Consider the following 19,364-nt stretch of genomic DNA (forward strand, 5'->3'; position numbering starts at 1 on the left):
TTTGGGCTGACAATTTACAAGAAACTGGGTAACATTGATGAATGAATAAACAGCAGTAATATAACTAGTGTGTATTACTTGTTATATTACTGCCGTTTATTATAACTTATTCTAACCGTTTTAGTATACTCTCTGTAATTTGCACTGAATTTAATAATGTTGTTAAATCCTGTTTGGATAAAGTTATAAGCTTATGTCTTAGATCCTTCTTAAATGCCTCTAATAAGTTTTTACAATATTCATTACCCTTTTCAGTAAGATTAATATTTATAGTTCTTCTATCCTTATTATTATAAATTCTACAAACAAGTTCACTCTTTGCTAATTTATCCACAATAATTGTCATTTGAGGTTTGGAAATAACGAGCTTCTTGCATATTTCAGAAATAGACAAACTTCCATATTCATGAAGTGTTCCTAATACCATTAGTTGATTTATAGGTATTGTCTCGTTAGAGTTCATCTCAACTCGAATTATTTTTTTAGCCATAATTGGACCAATAGCAAGTAATTTTTCAGCTAAAATATCTACTGTTTCTATACCCATATATCATCCCTCTAATACTTAGATTTAAAATAATAGTCAAAAAACTTATTTAACTACGTTAATCTTGTCTCCACTACTTAATAAATTTTGGCCTTCCACAATTACTTCCATACCTGCTTTTATATTTCCACTTATCTCTGTAACCTTTTCATTTGAAATACCAGTATTAACAGATACTTTTTTAACTTTTCCACTATCCGCTACATAAAGGTAGTTTACATTGTTCTCCATTTTAATCGCCTCATTTGAGACTGTTAATATCTTATCTTTCTTTTCAGATGGTAATGACACCCTTGCAAACATCCCTGCTCTAAGTTCGGCAGTTGAATTGTCAATCTTTACTTTTACAGTATAAGAGTTATCTTTAGAATTAGAATTAGGGCTAATTTTGTTTATTACTCCAGTTACTTTTTTATTATCTAATGCACTTACACTTACTTGTACTGACTGCCCAATCTTAATTTTTCCAACCACCTTATCAGGTACACTTACCTCTGCAATAAAGCTACTGCTATCTATTATAGTAACTGAACCAGATTGACCTCCAGCAAGTTGACCTACCTTAACATCTTTAGCGGATACCACTCCAGCAATAGATGAAGTGATGGAAGCATTATTTAATTGAATTTGTACAGCATTTACTCCTGCTTGAGCTTGTGCAACCTGTGCTGATGCTGCTTGTATAGATTGAGGACCGGACTTTTCTGTTAAAAGATTTAAGTTGTCTTGAGCAGACTTTAAATCCAAAGATGAGTTATCATACCTTAGCTTTACATTATCTAGCTCTTGTTTAGATATAACTCCCGCATCATATAATTTTTGCATCTTATCATAGTTACCTTTAGCATCATTATAAGCTAGCTGAGATTTATTGACTGCCTGCTCTGAAGCTGTTATTTGTTGTTGAAGCCCAGAATCACTTGTTCTAGCTAAGTTAGCATTTGAAGCTGTTAAGGCTGCCTGCTGAGCTTGAAGTTGTGCTTGAAGCTCAGCTGTATCTAACGTAAATAATACTTGCCCTGCTGTAACCTTATCACCTATATCTACATTTACACTAGCAACCTTTCCTCCAGTTTTAGGAAAAATTGTTACCTCCTGTACAGGATTTAATTTACTTGCATATTCTACTTCATTGGATATTGAACCAATAGCTATTTTTTTTACCTTTACATTTTTAACATCTTGCTGCATTACTTCTACTTTTTTGTTTTTGCCAAAAATGGATACACATCCAGTAATAGCAAGTATTAATACTACACCTATTATCAAGTTTTTTTTATTCAAAATATTAAACTTCATATTGCATAACCCCCTTGTCCTTTCTTTTTTTCTTAAATAAAGATTTAGTTAAGTCATCCATTAAAGTATAAACTACTGGTATTACTATTGGGGAAAGTATAGTTGATGCTACCATACCACCAATTATTACTATAGCCATACTTTGTTTTAATTCACTTCCTTCACCCATAGATAATGCAACAGGAAGCATTGAAACTATCATTGTTGCACTTGTCATTATGATAGGTCTTAATCTAGTAATACCAGACTCAATAAGAGCATCTTTTAAACTCATACCCTTTTTTGTTAATGTGTTTGTATAGTCTATTAATAAGGTACCATTTTTAGATGATAACCCTTCAAGCATTATAAGTCCGATCATTGACATTAAATTTAAAGTTTGTCCTGTTACCGCTAATAAACCAAAGGCACCTATTATAGCACAAGGCAAAGATACCATTCTTATAGCTGGAGTTAAGAAGGACTCATAAAGTACTACTAATATCATATAAACAAGAACTAATGACGCTCCTAGAGCTAATCCAAGAGAACTAAATGATTCTGCCATATTCTTTTGAGTTCCACCATAATTTATGCTATAACCTGTAGGTAAAGATAGATGGGCTAATTTAGCTTTTATATCCTTAGTTACATCTCCAAGAACTCTACCTTGCAGGTTTGCTGTTATAGTTACAATATCTTGTTTATCTTCTCTAGATAAGGATGGCTGACTGTCTACTTTTACAACTGAGGCAATTTGACTTAATGGTATCTGTTGTCCAGATTGATTTGAAACTTTTATAGCTTTAATGTCTTCAGCATTTCTTATTTGACCATCCATAAATTTAAGTGTTATATCATTTTCTTCATTATTTGCTCTATAAACCCCTGTTTTAGTACCTGCTAAAGCAGTTCTGATAGAAATTCCTATATCTGATGTAGCAATACCATATTGTGCGGCTGCTAGACTATCTATATTTACCCTTAGTTCAGTGCTTTTTATACTGGAGGAATTACTTATATCAATAACTCCAGGTACTGTTCTTACCATCTTTTCAACTTCTTTTGCTAAAGCTTCTAGAGTCTCTTGGTCATTTCCTTTTATACTAATAGAAACAGGCTTACTGCTTCCACCACCAGACTGAGATTCTGTTACAGTAAAATCTACTCCAGTCATTTTTTTACCAAAGTCACGCACTTGTAATGCAAGCTCTGACTGAGTTTTTTTACGTTCATTTTTAGTAACTAGATTAACCATAATTTCAGCTGAAGCCTTGTCATTACTTCCTGAGCTGCTTGATCCAACTATTGAAAAATAACTTTTTACTTCTTTCATATCCTTTAAGTATTTTTCAACTTCAGTAATTTTTTCATCCGTTTGCTTTAAGGTTGAACCTGGAGTAAGATTCAGATTAATTGTAAAACTGCCTTGGTCAGCTGTAGGTATAAACTCAGACTTTAATATTCCCATCGGAATAAGAGCCACGCTGAGTACAATACATATAATAACAGATGATAAAACTTTTCCCCTATTTTCTAGGGACCACATAAGAGTGCTCTTATATTTTTCTAAAAATTTGTTGTAAAATCCATCCTTTTTAATTTCATTTTCTTTATTTTCTCTCTTTAGTATGCGAGATGAAAGCATTGGTGTAACTGTAAATGATACTAAAAGTGAAAATATTGTAGCTACAACTATTGTCAGTCCAAATTCTCTAAATAGCTGTCCTATCATACCAGACATAAGGGAAATAGGAGCAAATACAACTATGTCACAAAGACTTATAGCTACAGCAGCCATTCCAACTTCATCACGTCCATCAATAGCCGCTACCATAGGGTTCTTACCTAATCCTAGATGTCTTTGAATACTTTCTATTACAACTATAGAGTCATCTACTAGAGTACCTACAACCAACGACATTCCCATAAGAGACATCATATTAAGTGTAAAGTGAAGCTTGTACATCATAAAGAAGGTAGCTATAAGGGATGTAGGTATAGCCACTAAAACAACTAAAGAAGAACGAAAACTACGGAAGAATAAGTAAAGCACAATTGCAGTAGTTATAATTCCTTCTATAAGATTATGTTGCACTTGTTTTAATGAAGAAGTAATAAATGTAGTAGTATCAAATGCAATATCAACCTTAATTCCATCTGGAATATTGTTTTTAATTGATTCTAATTCTTTTTTCACACTATTTGCTACTTCTACTACATTTGCATCACTTTGCTTTCCAACAACAACTGCAGTAGTTTTATTACCATTAAATCTTATTAGTGAAGTTGCATCTGGAGCTTCCAAGTTTATTTGTGAAATTTCACCTAGGCGTACCATTCCCCCATTTGATGTAGGCACTAGCATATTCTTAACATCCTCTATGCTTTGAAATTGACCAATAACTCTAACAGATTGGTCTAACTTGTCCTGTTTAATTTCACCAGCAGGCACATTTAGGTTAACTGATTTTAATTTTCCCATTATGGTATTAATACTTATACCATAATACTCCATAGCAGTTTTATCAAGTTTTATCATTAACTGCTTTTTATCACTACCCATTAAGCTCACGTTTCCAACGCCAGGTAATTTCTCTAACTTCTGTTTTAAGATATCTGATTCATTATAAAGTTCATCATAGCTTACATTTCCATTTAGAGAAATTGCTAAAACTGGTATAGCATTAGTATCCATCTTAAATATAGTAGGTTTGCTAGCATCTTCAGGAAGTTGTGCTGAAGCATTTTCAACTGCCTTTTGCATATCTAGATATGCAGTTTCCAAATTAGCGGTGGATTTAAAGGTTACTGTAACAGTACCATATCCTTCTTTTGCCGAGGAATTAATAGTATCAAGACCGCTTATTCCTGATACTGCATCCTCAATAGGCCTTATAATATCATTTTTAATATCGTCAGCACTAGCACCGCTGTAGATTGTGCTGACTGTTATAATAGGATTATTCATAGAAGGTAGTAAATTTGCACCCATTTTTTTATAGCCAAAAGCGCCAAGTGCAATTAGCAAGATTACTACCATCCACATTGCGGCTGGTCTTTTTACTGATACTTCAGTTATCTTCATTTTTATCCTCCTAGTATAGTAATTATCCATAGTTAAATATTAATATATGTTAGTATTTAACATATATTAATATTTAACATGTATTAAATGGTAACATATGCTAAATTATAATATTATCCCATGTGGAATTCAATGGCTTTTTTTACATTAATCAATAACTATTGATATTTTTTCATTTATATAGAATGTACTTCTAAAAGGAAAACCTATTTTGTAGTTAAGTTTCATGTTTTAATAACATTTGATGAATATCTAACTGATTTTATTATATATAAAAACAAATAATAAAAAGGAGTACGGCCTTTTATAGCACATACTCCTTTAAACTTATCAAGTTTTATTTCTTATCCTTTAACATTTCAGCAATTGCAGCTATACTTCCAAGTGAAGAAACTGCTTCGTTAGGTAATATAAGCTTGTTAGCTGGATTTTTAGCCATTTCTTGTAAGGCTTCAACCTGTTTTAAAGCAATAACTGTTTCATTTGTACCTGACTCTATAATTGCTTTAGTAACTTTTTCTATAGCCTTTGATTCAGCTTCTGCAATAGCTTCTATTGCTCTAGCTTTACCTTCAGCCTCAAGTAACTGAGATTCACGAAGACCTTCTGCACGTCTAATATTTGCTTCTTTTTCTGCTTCTGCTTGTAAAATTTTAGCCTGCTTTTCCCCTTCAGCTCTTGCAATTTCAGATTGCTTCTGACCTTCTGCTTGAAGAATTGTAGCTCTCTTATCTCTTTCTGCTCTCATCTGCTTTTCCATTGCCTGCTGAATTTCTGATGGTGGGATTATATTTTTAATTTCAACTGACAATATTTTAATTCCATAAGCATCAGTAATCTCATCTATTACCTTTAAAAGCTCATTATTTATTTTATCTCTTCCTGATAAAACTTCATCTAAACTCATATTACCAACTATATTTCTCATATTTGTAATAGTTGAGTAAACTATACCAGATTTATAATTTTCTATATTATATACTGCATCCTTAGAATCCATAACTTTGTAAAATATAACATTGTCTATGGATATCTTAACATTATCGCTGGTAATAACGCTTTGTGGCTCAATGTCTAATATCTGTTGCTTTGTAGAAACCTTTTTTCTTACAAAGTCTACAAATGGAATCGTAAAATGCCAACCTGGCTCAAGCACCTTGTAAAATTGTCCAAATCTTTCAAGAATGTAAACATATCCTGTGTTAACTACCTTTATGGACGAAATGACCATTGATAGTAAAATCACAAGCAAAATAATAAAAAATATTTTTCCAAATAACATAATTGTCCTCCTCTATATCTTCTTTATTATTAGTTTATTGCCCTCTGTTGCAGTTACTCTAATTTTGCCACCTTTAATTATAGGTTCTCCTTCATTTTTAACTGTCCAGTAAACGCCGTCAACTTTAATCATAGCTCTTTCTATCACGTCATTGTTAACCACAAATTCCCTTCCTATATATCCTGCTTCCATTGTTGGAATTTTATCCACAGACTTCTTTAGAATTTCTTTTGCAAGAGGATACCCTATAGCCAAGAATACTACGCTAACAGCTATAAAAGCTATAACTTGCACTGTAAATGAATAGCCCAGTATTAGTGCTAATAGTGCTGAAAGGCTTCCCACCGTAAACCATACAAATAACAAACTGCTTGTAGTTAAGTCCACAGTAAGCGCCACTGCCCCTATAATTACCCACATTATTGCAGCTGCTGTTGTCCCCATAGTATTTGCCCTCCTTTACTAATTACTTGCGAGGGAATTTGTAAAAAAATTTTGTTTTTTTACAAATTCGCACGTAAAACTTCATTTATATAATTTTATTAATATCATTATACATCAATTGAATAAAAATTGCGACCTCATTTTTAGCCTCAACGGTTCAAATCTAATATTTTATCATTCCTGTTAATATATTTTCAACAGCTATTCTATTTTATTCTTCATTTATAGAACTTCTACATTCTAAATAAGTAAAGACTAGAAGAAGGTAGTCCAACCTAAATTTAGACTACCTTCTTTTAATACACAGATAATTAAGAATATATTTTTGTACAGTCATCCTTAAACAAATACATCAGATAGCATTTTAACTAACAATAGAACTAACACCGCTACCATCGTTGGGCGAATAAACTTGGCTCCTTTTTTTATAGCAAAACCTGCACCAAGATAGTTTCCTAAAATTCCGCAGAAAGCAGCTGGAATTGCTATTTTATAGTTAATTGTGCCTGCAATTACAAATGTTACTAAAGATGCATAGTTTGATGCAAGATTTAAAAGTTTTGAATTACCTGAGGCAGTTTTTAAATCGTATTTCATAAGAACTGAAAAAGCAATAATAGCAAAGGTGCCTGTCCCAGGGCCAATTAAACCATCATAAAAACCAATAAGCAATCCTATTAGTACTGCTATAATAAAACCTTTTGCTTTACCAATCTCTTTAGAAGCATTTTCATGTCCATAGTTCCTATTAAATATAATAATAACAGCTGCAATTGGTATGATAAAAACAAGCATCTTCTTTAAAATTTCTCCATCAAGGATTAATACAATTTGTGATGCTATGGCAGAACCTATAAACGAACTTACAGCAGCAACCACTGCAATATAAATATCTATTGAACGGTTCTTTAAAAATCTAATAGTAGCAATGGTAGTCCCACAAGCAGAAGAAAACTTATTACATCCATAAGCTATATGAACGGGCATACCAGTAATTAGATAAGCAGGAAGTGCAATTAACCCACCGCCGCCAGCAATAGAGTCAATAAATCCAGCTATAAAAACTAAAGAATACAGCATAAGTAGTGCTGGAATTGAAAGTGAAACCATAAATATCAGCTCCTTAAATTATATCATTTACTTGATAATACCACATCTGAATGATATAATCCAATTTATATATTTATATAATTATTATACAAATTTAATTATACACAGGAGATAACAAAATGTTTCAAGGAATGGATTATGTTTACGAGGTTTATAAGGAAGGCAGCTTTTCAAAAGCCGCAAAGAATCTTTATATCAGTCAGCCAGCATTAAGTGCTTATATTAAGAAAATAGAAACATCATTAGGTGTTCCTTTGTTTGATAGAAGTACAACACCAGTACACTTAACTGAGCCAGGCAAGATGTATATACAAGCTGTACTTCAAGTTAAAGCCATCCAAAATAATCTTGAAGAGTACTTTCAGGATATAACAACGCTAAAAACAGGAAAAATTTCTATTGGCGGTGCAACTTTCTTTTGCTCCTTTGTGCTTCCTGACATAATAGCAGAATTCAAAAAGCAGCATCCTGGCATAACTGTGGATTTGGTTGAAGTAAATTCCTTTGGTTTACAGGAAGAACTGATGAAAGAAACAATTGATTTAGGAATAGAATGCTGTTATTTAGATACAAAGCAATTTGAAAATCACGTAATTGGAAAGGAAAATATTATTTTAGCAGTACCAAAAGACTATAAAATCAACGATGAATTAAATAACTACCGCTTATCCTTTCAAGATATATCTAAGAATAAACATCTGTCACCAGATTTTCCATCTGTACAGTTAAATAAATTTGCAAATGAGCCCTTTGTGATGCTTAAAAAAGGCAATGATATGTATACACGTGGTATGAAACTTTGTCAGCAAGCTGGATTTGTACCAAAAGCAGTAATGCATCTAGATCAATTAATGACATCTTATCATATTGCTTGCAAAGGTATTGGAATTGCATTTATACGAGATTCTTTAGTACGCTATATGAACTTTAATCAAGATGTTTACTTCTATAAACTAGATGGGGAGCTTTCTAGTAGAGAACTGGTTTTGATACGAAAAAAGAATCGATATTTATCTAAAAGCGTTGACGTATTTATAAATTCGATTACATCTTTTTTCCCAATGTAATAGCTTGATAAAACGATATTATTTTTCATGCCGTTTATGTTAAATTTACCAACTATGAGTTATACTATTATATATAATAAAAGTGGGCCTTCAGCTAACTTTTTTACATTAATTATTATTTATTTATCATTTATTCATTATTAATTATAATTACTAGTAACTAGTCACTGGTTACTAGTTAAGTTTGGAGGTTTAACAATGACTAATACAACTTATTCTCCTTCCAAGGATTTTATAAACGTTGCAGCTGCATGTCCTATTACGAATGTGGCTGATATAAGTTTTAATTTAAAAAATATAAAGGAATGTATAGATAAAGCTTTAGATACGAAATCAAAGCTTATAGTATTTCCTGAACTTTGTATAACTTCTTATACCTGTGGAGATTTATTTTTAAACAGCAAATTATACATCTCTTCCATGGAGGCTTTAAAGGAATTATGTAATTTTTCAAAGCTTAAGGATATACTAATTGCAGTAGGCGCTCCCCTTATAATTAAGAACTGCATGTATAACTGTGCTTTTATAATATTTAACGGGGAAGTTTTAGGAGTTATTCCAAAGAGCTTTATACCAAACTACTCTGAGTTTTATGAAAAAAGATGGTTTACTGAAGGACTTAATATAACAGATGAAATGGTAAATCTCCCATTTCAAAAGGATGTCCCCTTTGGAACAGATTTATTATTTTATTCAGGAATATTTAAATTTGGATTTGAAATCTGCGAAGATATTTGGGTTACCATTCCCCCAAGCAGCTATCTTGCATTAAATGGGGCAAATATAATTGGAAACCTTTCCGCTTCAAATGAAATAGTAAGTAAAGCTTCCTACAGAAGAAACCTTGTTAATTCCCAAAGTGCCAGATGCATGGCAGCTTATGTATACTCATCTTCTGGAGTATTTGAGTCCTCGACTGATTTATTATTTAGTGGGCATCTTTTAATCTCTGAAAATGGAGCTTTGCTTAAGGAAAATGATAGATTCCAAAGAGGAAATGAAATCATAGTATCTACTGTTGATGTAGAAAAACTTATGAATGATAGAATAAGAAATATGAGCTTTAGAGATGGTTCTAAAACTTCCATATCAAAAGTTCGCGAAATAGAATTCCAGTATTTGTCTAATAAAATTATAAACTTTAAAAGATACATAAATAAACATCCTTTTGTTCCTTCTAATTTAAGTGAGAGAATAGAAAGATGTAAGGAAATATTTAATATTCAAGCTTCTGCTTTAGCTAAAAGAATTTCTCATACTGGACTAAAAAAATCTGTTGTAGGAATTTCAGGAGGACTAGACTCAACTCTTGCACTTTTAGTTATACTTAAAACTTACGAGATGCTTAATATTGATAGAAAAAATATAGTTACAATAACTATGCCCGGCTTTGGGACTACTGATAGAACTTATAATAATGCAGTAGATTTATGCAAAAAATTAGGCACAGATTTTAGAGAAATAAATATAGTAAAATCCTCACTTCAACATTTTGATGATATTGGTCATGCTTCAGATATTCATGATGTTACTTATGAAAATGTTCAAGCAAGGGAACGAACTCAAATTCTTATGGATATAGCAAATAAAGAAAGCGGTCTTGTCATAGGCACAGGAGATTTATCAGAGCTTGCACTAGGCTGGGCAACTTATAACGGAGATCATATGTCTATGTATTCTGTAAACTGCTCTATACCAAAGACTTTGGTTAGATATTTAGTTAGATATGTGGCCGAAAATGAAGTTTCAGCAGATATTTCAGCAATCCTTTTAGATATACTAGATACCCCTGTAAGCCCTGAACTTTTGCCAAAGGATTCTAAAGGTGAAATAACACAAAAAACAGAAGATATAGTAGGACCTTATGAACTACATGACTTCTTCTTGTATCACTTTATGAAGGGTGCTGCACCGGAAAAAATTTTATTCTTAAGTGAAAAAGCCTTTGAAGAAGATTACTCTAAGGATGAAGTAAAAAAATGGCTTCAAATATTTATTAAGAGATTTTTCTCTCAACAATTTAAACGTTCAGCACTACCTGATGGTCCAAAGGTTGGAACTATAAGTCTATCCCCTAGAGGAGATTTAAGGATGCCATCAGATGCAAGCAACGCCTCATTTTTAATATAAAAAAATCTATATAAATTTTCACCTTATAAATAAGGAGATTAATATTATGGAGAATAGTTTAAAACCTACAGTTGTAGTTAGTAAATGTCTTGGCTTTGCCAATTGTAGATATGACGGTCAAGGAACCCATGATGATTTTGTAAAAAAATTAGAGCCCTTTGTAAATTTTATAACTGTATGTCCTGAAGTTGAAATTAAACTTGGAATTCCTCGTGAAACTATTAGAGTGGTTTTAGAAAATAGTGAATATATACTTTATCAACCTGCTACTGGTAAAGAGCTTACAGAGGAAATGAACCTTTTTTCTAATGAATTTTTATCCTCTTTGACTGAAGTAGATGGATTTATTTTAAAAGGCCGCTCTCCTTCCTGTGGAATTAAAGATGTGAAAGTATATCTTGGGAAAGAAAAAGCTACTGGTTCTAAAAAAGGCATTGGCTTCTTTGCAAAATCCGTTACTGAAAAATACCCTTTTAAAGCTATTGAAGATGAAGGAAGGCTTAAAAACTTTAGATTACGTGAACATTTTTTAACAAAATTATTCACATTATTCAATTTTCAAAAGGTAAAGGCCTTGGGTTCCATGGCTGAGCTTGTAAAATTTCAAAGTGATAACAAGTATTTGCTTATGGCTTATCATCAAACTCACCAAAAGACCCTAGGTAAAATTGTTGCTAATCACGAAAGAAAAAACTTTGATGAAGTAATTAAAGAATATGAGTATTATCTTGGAATGGTTTTTTCAAATCCTCCACGTTATACCTCTATAATTAATGCACTTCAGCATATTTTCGGATACTTTTCAAAGGACTTATCTGCCAAAGAAAAGGATTTTTTATTAAATACCTTTGAAGAATATCGTAGTAAAAAGGTACCTTTAAGCGTTCCACTGCACCTTTTAAAATCCTATGCTATACAATTTAAAGAAGATTATCTTTTATCTCAAACCATATTTAACTCTTATCCTGAAGATCTTATAGATATAAGCGATTCAGGTAAATAAATTGTGGCATTTTAAGATAATGTTGAACCCCTTTAGAATGGGATTTGCATTTAGGAAAGCATTCATCTCGCTAAAAACGGCTAATATCTAAAGCTTATTCAATGCTTTCTATAATGCAAATCCCATACTATATGTTCAACATTAAAAATATCACTTTAACCTCCAAAATTAGGAATTTAGCTTTGGCCAAAATTCCTTTTACTTTAATACTAATTCCTAAGAAGGATTTTGCTTCTCTAAATTTTTTTACTCTGTTTTCTTTTTTAACATTTTATATTTTTGATAAAGGATATCTTTCAAAACTAAAACAGTGTCAACATCGTTTAAATTAAACTCATTTTTACAATCATCATACAACTTAGCTATCTTCTCATAATAGGCATTTATTCCTTGTATACCCTGATAGGAACCCAAAATAGGGTACTTTTTACTCCACGCACTTGTCCAGTCAATTTCATCAGCTATCATTTCTATGCTTGTAACATCACTATCAGTATGACTTCCACTAATAAGATAGTCATAGCTTACATTATATAATTGACATATAAATTTTGCTTTAATTAACTCAGGAACTGTTTGGTCAGTTTCCCACTTGCTTACTGTCTGTCTGGATACACCCAATTTATCAGCAACCTCTTCCTGTGATAAACCTGCCTTCTTTCGTAAATCTAATAACTTTTCGCCTAATGACATAACACTCACCAACCCTTTTTATTTAAAATTACCTTGTAGAAACAGTATATCTGAAATACCAATTGCTTTCTACCAACTAAAGATGGAGATTTGTCAACTAAACTTAACATCCCAACACATATAAAAATAATTTATTAATACAAAAAGACTGTTAACAAAATATACTTATTAACAGTCTAAAATCATCATTTATTGCTTTTTCATTACTTATTATTAAATATTAAAGTGTTTCAGGTTCCCCGTATTGTTCACCAAAAGTATCTACAGTTACTTCTTTCATAACCTGTGGTTCTAATGGTTTATCCATGTAATCTGCAGGAACTTTAACTATCATTTTTGCTAAGTCCATTCCTTCTATTAGCTTTCCAAATGCTGCATAATCTCCATCTAAGTGTGGAGCTGCTGCTACCATTATAAAGAACTGACTTCCAGCTGAATCAGGGTGTCCTGCTCTTGCCATTGAAAGTACACCTTCTGTATGCTTCAAATCATTTTTTACGCCGTTTCTCTTAAATTCTCCCTTTATACCATATCCTGGACCACCCATTCCAGTTCCCTCTGGACATCCTCCCTGTATCATAAATCCAGGTATGATTCTGTGAAATGTAAGTCCATTATAAAATCCTTTATTTATAAGACTTATAAAATTCTTCACTGTATTTGGTGCAACCTCTGGATATAATTCAGCTTTCATTACATCTCCATTTTCCATAGTAAAAGTAACAATTGGATTCTTTGTCATTATGTATTCCTCCTTTATTTTCAAAGCCTTATTTATATAAAGCCTTCATTAGCCATTTAAGGCGATGTTTAATTAAACATCGCCTATTTTATACACATATGTTTTTAAAAGTCTTAACAAGCCTGTAATAACAAATCATCTACTTTACAGCAAAGTATACTTGCTAAAACCACTATCTTCTGAAGACTGGGGTTTTTCTTATCTCCTCTCTCAAGTTCCTCAAGATAAGATTTAGATATAGATGTTTCAAATCTCGGGTTTCTCGTAAGTATTTCCACGTCTGCTGCGGTATATCCGAGCCTTAGCCTATACTCTCTAACCTTTTTTCCATCTAACATATAAAGCCCCCTTATATAAATAGTAACTATATAAGATCCTCTAAAGCAATTATATCATTTATTTATAAAAAATCCTATGCTTTATAGTTAATTGTATTTATTGCCAAGGGACTTTATTACTTATTTGCATGCTTTAGCAAGTTTTTCCTCAACCTTATGCCTAAACTCTTCTACGTGGTTTTTTTCTTTTTCTATCTTTTCTTCTGTCATTTCCCCTCTTCCAAGCCTATCACAAAGAGAAAGCAGAGCTATTTCATCTAAATCAATTTCCTCAGACATCTTATCTATATCTGCAAAGGGTAAATTTTTAGCTACAAATAATGGCTGCATATGCCATCTTACAAATGCCACTACTTTTTCTATAAAATCTTCATCATTTGTAAAACATCTTAAAAATTCCTCTGCAAGCATTTTACCTTCCTTATCATGATCATAGGAAGTTAGTCTACCCTTTCTAAGTTTAGTAGTTGGTGGCTTACCTATATCATGAAGAAGTGCCCCCCACATAAATACTTTAGGGTGTTCACTTAAACTTTTTTCCTTTGCCGCAGCATCAACTACCATCATTGTATGATTCCACACAGAGCCTTCAGGATGATGAGTTGGGCTTTGCTCTGTTTTTATCATAGCCTTAAGTAGTTTAAAAGGGTATTCATTAAACACTTCTCTTTTTGCAAGTTCATTTAAATATATAGAAGGTTTTTCATCCTCCATAAGATGCTTAGTAATTTCTAAAAAAATTTCATGAGTAGTCATATATACACTCATCCTTCATTATTTTTTTGTTTCTACAACCTGGTTTTGTTCATTATTGTTTCTTTTCTTAACTCTTTTACCTGGCATATTATCTGGTGCTGGTCTTGTCATACCTTTCTTTGCCATATAAATCACTCCTTTTAAATATAATTAAGTACATTATTAATTTGCTTATATTTAAAAGAATTTATACTAGAATCTTCAATTTACTCTCTAACAAAGCTTCCTGATTTTCCGCCAGTTTTTTTTAAAAGTTTTACATCTGTTATTGTCATTTCTCTATCTATTGCTTTACACATATCATATATAGTAAGCGCTGCCACAGATGCTGCTGTAAGTGCTTCCATTTCCACACCGGTTTGTCCCATAGTTTTAGTGGTTACATATATATCAACCTTACTATTTTTCTCATCTAAATTAAAATTCAAATCACAAGAAGATAGATTTATACTATGACACATAGGTATAATATTCCATGTATTTTTGCATGCCATTATTCCACCCACTTGAGATACAGAAAGTACATCGCCCTTTTTTATACTGCCTTCTTTTATTCTCATTAACGTTTCACTTTTCATATAAATGCATGCATAAGCTACTGCTTCTCTTTCAGTAAACTCCTTAGAACTTACATCTACCATTCTTGCTCTTCCCTGCTCATTTATATGTGTAAGTTTATCCTTATGCATAGTTATCCTCCTATTTGAAACATCATTCTATGTGTATTTGTTTTATGTACTTCTTCAATATGATGCTCCTTTGGTTTTTCCATTATTGAATATCCTATTCTACTTAAAAGCTCTTTTTCATTATCTAAATATGGCATTATATCTATTTCCTCATCTGAATGAAGACAAGGCTTTATTTTCCCCTCTGATGTTAACCTTATCTTATTACAACTATCGCAAAACTTACAGCTTAGTGGACTTATAAATCCTACCTTTCCAATTGCATTTTTTAATGTATATAGCTCTGCAGTAGAAACTTCATTCCTTTTTTCTTGTATAAGCTCAGGAAACCTTTGTAAAACTTCTCTTGACGTCATAGAAAACTTATCATAATATTTAATACCCTCTCCTAATGGCATAAGCTCTATAAACCGTACATGAATTGGATACTCTTTTGTTAAGTTGATGAAATCTCTTATTTCATCATCATTAATTCCTTTTAAAAGCACTGTATTTATTTTAACGGCTTTAAAGCCAAGACCTAAAGATTTTTCTAAAGCTTTAAATACCTTATTTAATTCTCCACCACGAGTTATTTTTTTATATTTATCACTTTTTAATGTATCTAGACTTATGTTTATTTGGTTTAACCCTGCAACTTTCAGGTCATAAATCATCTCTTCTAAAAATATTCCATTTGTAGTTAGTGCTATATCTTTTATTCCATTTATTTTATGCGTTTCATATATAAGTTTATCTATATTTTTCACAACAAGTGGTTCTCCACCCGTATATCTTATCTTTTCTATTCCAAGCTTTGAAACAGCATTTATCATCTTAATTACATTATTAATTTTAAGCTGTGGGGGGGGTTCTTTATTTGATTTTAGACATATTTCAGGCATACAATATATGCATCTTAAATTGCACTTATCTGTTAATGAAACTCTTAAATAATTTATTCTTCTCCCATGCTTATCTATCATACCTATCCCCCTTGCCTAGTTATCATCTAGCACATTCACTTGCTTCACCTTTTAAAATTTCTATCCCATGTTTTAATGCTGGGAGTACTACCTGTAAACTTTCCGATGCACCTTTGGGACTTCCTGGTAAATTTATTATAAGAGTATTTCCTCTTATTCCAGCTATCCCTCTTGTCAGTATTGCTTTGGGAGTTATCTTAAGACTTTCCATTCTCATAGCTTCTGGAATTCCTGGAACTTCCTTATCAATAACTTTTAATGTAGCTTCTGGAGTTACATCCCTTTTAGCAAAGCCTGTCCCTCCATTTGTAAGCAGTAAATCTATATCTAATTCATAGCAACAGTTTACTATTTCATTACTTATTTGATCAATTTCATCTGGAACTATATTATAATAGCATACGTCATACTCTTCTTTAATAAGCATTTCTTTTAAAACTTTTCCTGTTATGTCTTCTCTTTCTCCTCTTGCTCCTTTATCGCTTACAGTAATTATCCCAGCCCTCATTATTTGTACCCCCATTTCTTACTTTCCAAAGTGGCAATTTGGATATGTACAGTCTTTACACATTGGACAATAACCACCATGCCCTAATTCTACTATCTCTTCTCTCCTTATTTTTTCCCCTGCTAGTACTCTTGGGAGAAGAATATCTAAAGTAGTAGTTTTAAAGTACATTGCAGCTCCTGGTATTCCAAATATGGCACACTCCCCTCTATATGCAATCATAAGCATGTTTCCCGGAAGAGCAGGTACTCCATAGGATATCACTTCTGTTGCTGCATCTTCTATTGCCAGAGGAGTTACATCATCCGCATCTACAGACATTCCGCCAGATACAAGCACTACCTCTGCTCCATTTTTAATTAATTTTTCTATTTCATTTTTTATTACTTCCCTATTATCTGGAGCATATACCAAATCAATAAGAATGCTTCCATATCCCTTTACTTTATCAACTAACACTGGTGCAAATCTGTCTTTAATCACTCCCTCAAATACTTCAGTCCCTGTAACTACCACTCCAATTTTCAAAGCTTTAAGAGGCTTTATATTTACTATATCTTTGTTATTTAATCTTCCAATTTGTTCAACCTGTACTATCTTGTCCTCTTTTATTACAAGAGGAATAGTCCTTGTAGCTCCTACAGCTTGATCCTTTTCTACCAAAGTATTATTATGAAGAGTAGCTACTATTATTTGCTCTATGCTATTTATTTCTTTTAATGCTTCTATGTTAACCTTTACGATGCCTCTATTCTTAGCCTTTAGCTCAATCTTACCTTCCTTAGCATCTCCGTAATATAATTCTTCTCCTGCTACCGACTGTACTATTCTTTCTGCTGCTTCATTTTCATGAAGCTCTCCCTCATTTATTTCTACAACATTTATATGATTTTTACCCATGCTTTTCAACATGGGTATATCTTCTTTTTTAATTATATGTCCTTTTTTAAATGCAGCTCCTTTGAATTCTCCCGGTACAATTTTAGTCAAATCATGTCCAACTATCATTCCTATAGCATCTTCAACTTTGACTTGTTTCACATCCATACCCCCATATATATACGCATTTGTTACTCAATAGTATTATATCCTTTATAAAGAAATTTCTCAACTGAATTATCTGACTATTCTTGTGCCACTTGTTTCATTCAATGCTTCCATTGCTTTGCTTAATGATGCTATTATAGCTATTTTATTCTTATCAAATTGCACAAATTTTTTAGCTGCCTCTACTTTAGGTAGCATACTTCCTGGTGCAAATTGACCTTCTTCTATATATTCATTTAATTTATCTATATTTATATTTGAAATTTCCTTTTGATTAAATTTATTATAATTTACACAAATCTTATCTACTGCAGTTAATATTAAAAGTATGTCTGCATCTATTACTTCAGCCAACTTTTCTGCTGCAAAATCCTTATCTATTACAGCAGCAATTCCTTCTATCCTGTCTTCTTCATATATTACAGGTATTCCGCCACCCCCGCAGGATATTGTAATCATACCTGAACTTATCATGGTATGAATAATTTCTTTTTCAACTATATCAATTGGCTTTGGGGATGCAACAACCCTTCTCCATCCTCTACCTGCATCCTCTTTCATCATATATCCTTTTTCTTTCATAAGCTTTTCTGCTTCCTCTTTACTATAAAAAGAACCTATAGGTTTGGTTGGATTTTTAAAACCAGAATCCTCTTTATCTACTAGCATCTGGGTTATAACCGTTCCTACAGGCTTTTTTATTCCTCTTCTTTTCAATTCTTCTTCTATACTCTTTTGCAAGTGATATCCAATATATCCTTGGGAAAAGGCTCCACAAACATCAAAAGGCATAACAGGAATTTGTGACCCTGATACTTTGTTTGCAGTTTCTAGAGTATTCATTATTTGTCCAACTTGTGGTCCATTGCCATGTACAATTGCTACAGTATGCCCTTCTTCAATTAAATCAACCAGTGACTTAGCTGTTTCTCTACTTGTAAAAAGCTGTGCCTCTGATGTTAAATCCTTTGGATTTGCCTGAAGTGCATTTCCACCAAGTGCTATAACAATTTTCATAAAGATCCCCCTTTATTTTAACTATACAATTCAAAGAAAGTTTTAGTAGTAATTTTCATTTTATTTATGACTTTACAAAGAAAATTACTACTAAAAATCAAGATTCTATTTTCCACCCATCAAAAGTGTCATTACAGCTTTAGCTGTATGAATTCTATTTTCTGCCTCATCATATATTACAGAGTGCGGTCCATCTATTACTGAATCCACAACTTCATTTTTTCTATCTGCTGGTAATGCATGCATATATATGCTATTTGGTTTTGTAAGTGCCATCATTTCCTCTGTACATTTCCATGCTTTGTTTGCTTCAAGCAGGTCATCTATAACATCTTTACTTTGATTTGTTACCCAATTCCCCCAATTCTTTGGTATTACTACATCTGCATCCTTATATGCTTCTTCCATGTTATTAGTAAGTGTTACGCTGCCACCATATTGTGCTGCATAAACTTTTGCCTTTTCTATTACCCAATCTGGTAATTCATATCCCTTTGGATATGCAAGAGTTACGTCCATTCCAAACCTTGGGAACAGCAACACTTGACTTACTGGCACAGATATTGGTTTTTTGTGTGTTGTTGCATATGCCCAAATTATTGATACCTTTAGCTTTTTAGTATTTTCAAACTTCTCCTCCATGGTCATAAGATCTGCTAA

18 protein-coding genes and 1 pseudogene are annotated in these 19,364 nt (G+C 32.2%); 3 read left to right on the plus strand and 16 right to left on the minus strand.

Annotation, left to right across the window (positions count from 1 at the left end; all coding sequences use genetic code 11):
* Window positions 1-106: 106 nt before the first annotated feature.
* The 6 genes from DP68_RS07660 to DP68_RS07685 all read right to left on the minus strand — a co-directional run bounded on the left by DP68_RS07660 (window position 107) and on the right by DP68_RS07685 (window position 7,749).
* A complete protein-coding gene (locus DP68_RS07660) occupies window positions 107-547 on the minus strand; it encodes a MarR family transcriptional regulator (protein ID WP_035308101.1) in 441 nt (146 codons plus the stop codon).
* 45 nt (window positions 548-592) lie between these two features.
* Window positions 593-1,846, minus strand: a complete 1,254-nt coding sequence (locus DP68_RS07665; RefSeq protein WP_035308103.1) for an efflux RND transporter periplasmic adaptor subunit — start codon at window positions 1,844-1,846, stop codon at window positions 593-595.
* Window positions 1,836-4,913: an efflux RND transporter permease subunit gene (locus DP68_RS07670; RefSeq protein ID WP_035308105.1), complete on the minus strand. Its 3,078-nt coding sequence runs from the start codon at window positions 4,911-4,913 to the stop codon at window positions 1,836-1,838. Before DP68_RS07670 ends, DP68_RS07665 begins: the two co-directional genes overlap by 11 nt.
* 337 nt (window positions 4,914-5,250) lie before the next feature.
* Window positions 5,251-6,195, minus strand: coding sequence for an SPFH domain-containing protein (locus tag DP68_RS07675; RefSeq protein WP_035308109.1), 945 nt, complete (start codon window positions 6,193-6,195; stop codon window positions 5,251-5,253).
* A gap of 12 nt (window positions 6,196-6,207) precedes the next feature.
* A complete protein-coding gene (locus DP68_RS07680) occupies window positions 6,208-6,639 on the minus strand; it encodes an NfeD family protein (protein ID WP_035308112.1) in 432 nt (143 codons plus the stop codon).
* 339 nt (window positions 6,640-6,978) lie between these two features.
* Window positions 6,979-7,749 (minus strand): TSUP family transporter, encoded by a 771-nt coding sequence (locus DP68_RS07685; RefSeq protein ID WP_035308113.1) that lies wholly within the window; start codon window positions 7,747-7,749, stop codon window positions 6,979-6,981.
* Between the two features lie 119 nt (window positions 7,750-7,868).
* On the opposite strand from DP68_RS07685, the gene DP68_RS07690 reads away from it, so the two are divergent.
* The 3 genes from DP68_RS07690 to DP68_RS07700 all read left to right on the plus strand — a co-directional run bounded on the left by DP68_RS07690 (window position 7,869) and on the right by DP68_RS07700 (window position 11,949).
* A complete protein-coding gene (locus DP68_RS07690; protein WP_035308116.1) occupies window positions 7,869-8,816 on the plus strand; it encodes a LysR family transcriptional regulator in 948 nt (315 codons plus the stop codon).
* A 198-nt stretch (window positions 8,817-9,014) separates the two neighbouring features.
* Window positions 9,015-10,946 (plus strand): NAD(+) synthase, encoded by a 1,932-nt coding sequence (locus DP68_RS07695; protein ID WP_035308118.1) that lies wholly within the window; start codon window positions 9,015-9,017, stop codon window positions 10,944-10,946.
* Between the two features lie 46 nt (window positions 10,947-10,992).
* The gene (locus tag DP68_RS07700; protein ID WP_035308119.1) at window positions 10,993-11,949 is read left to right on the plus strand and encodes a DUF523 and DUF1722 domain-containing protein; all 957 of its coding nucleotides are present in this window, start codon (window positions 10,993-10,995) and stop codon (window positions 11,947-11,949) included.
* A gap of 246 nt (window positions 11,950-12,195) precedes the next feature.
* On the opposite strand, the gene DP68_RS07705 is transcribed toward DP68_RS07700, so the two are convergent.
* The 10 genes and pseudogenes from DP68_RS07705 to DP68_RS07750 form a co-directional block, all read right to left on the minus strand.
* Window positions 12,196-12,642, minus strand: coding sequence for a helix-turn-helix transcriptional regulator (locus DP68_RS07705; RefSeq protein WP_035308122.1), 447 nt, complete (start codon window positions 12,640-12,642; stop codon window positions 12,196-12,198).
* 220 nt (window positions 12,643-12,862) lie between these two features.
* Entirely contained in the window at window positions 12,863-13,384 is a 522-nt protein-coding gene (locus DP68_RS07710) for a peptidylprolyl isomerase (RefSeq protein WP_035308124.1), read from the minus strand.
* Window positions 13,385-13,497: 113 nt separating this feature from the next.
* Complete coding sequence (locus DP68_RS07715) at window positions 13,498-13,722, minus strand: helix-turn-helix transcriptional regulator (RefSeq protein WP_035308132.1); 225 nt, start codon at window positions 13,720-13,722, stop codon at window positions 13,498-13,500.
* Window positions 13,723-13,842: 120 nt separating this feature from the next.
* A complete protein-coding gene (locus DP68_RS07720; RefSeq protein WP_291547918.1) occupies window positions 13,843-14,478 on the minus strand; it encodes an HDIG domain-containing metalloprotein in 636 nt (211 codons plus the stop codon).
* Between the two features lie 206 nt (window positions 14,479-14,684).
* Complete coding sequence (gene moaC, locus DP68_RS07725) at window positions 14,685-15,167, minus strand: cyclic pyranopterin monophosphate synthase MoaC (RefSeq protein ID WP_035308136.1); 483 nt, start codon at window positions 15,165-15,167, stop codon at window positions 14,685-14,687.
* Between the two features lie 2 nt (window positions 15,168-15,169).
* Window positions 15,170-16,132 (minus strand): GTP 3',8-cyclase MoaA, encoded by a 963-nt coding sequence (gene moaA / locus DP68_RS07730; RefSeq protein ID WP_035308137.1) that lies wholly within the window; start codon window positions 16,130-16,132, stop codon window positions 15,170-15,172.
* Window positions 16,133-16,154: 22 nt separating this feature from the next.
* A complete protein-coding gene (locus tag DP68_RS07735) occupies window positions 16,155-16,643 on the minus strand; it encodes a MogA/MoaB family molybdenum cofactor biosynthesis protein (protein WP_035308157.1) in 489 nt (162 codons plus the stop codon).
* Between the two features lie 15 nt (window positions 16,644-16,658).
* Complete coding sequence (locus DP68_RS07740; protein WP_291547920.1) at window positions 16,659-17,687, minus strand: molybdopterin-binding protein; 1,029 nt, start codon at window positions 17,685-17,687, stop codon at window positions 16,659-16,661.
* 69 nt (window positions 17,688-17,756) lie between these two features.
* Window positions 17,757-18,704: a carbamate kinase gene (arcC, locus tag DP68_RS07745; RefSeq protein WP_035308140.1), complete on the minus strand. Its 948-nt coding sequence runs from the start codon at window positions 18,702-18,704 to the stop codon at window positions 17,757-17,759.
* A 105-nt stretch (window positions 18,705-18,809) separates the two neighbouring features.
* A pseudogene (locus DP68_RS07750) lies at window positions 18,810-19,364 on the minus strand (ornithine carbamoyltransferase); the annotation flags it as partial.

Source organism: Clostridium sp. HMP27 (assembly GCF_000765165.1).
Lineage (GTDB): Bacteria > Bacillota > Clostridia > Clostridiales > Clostridiaceae > Clostridium_AK.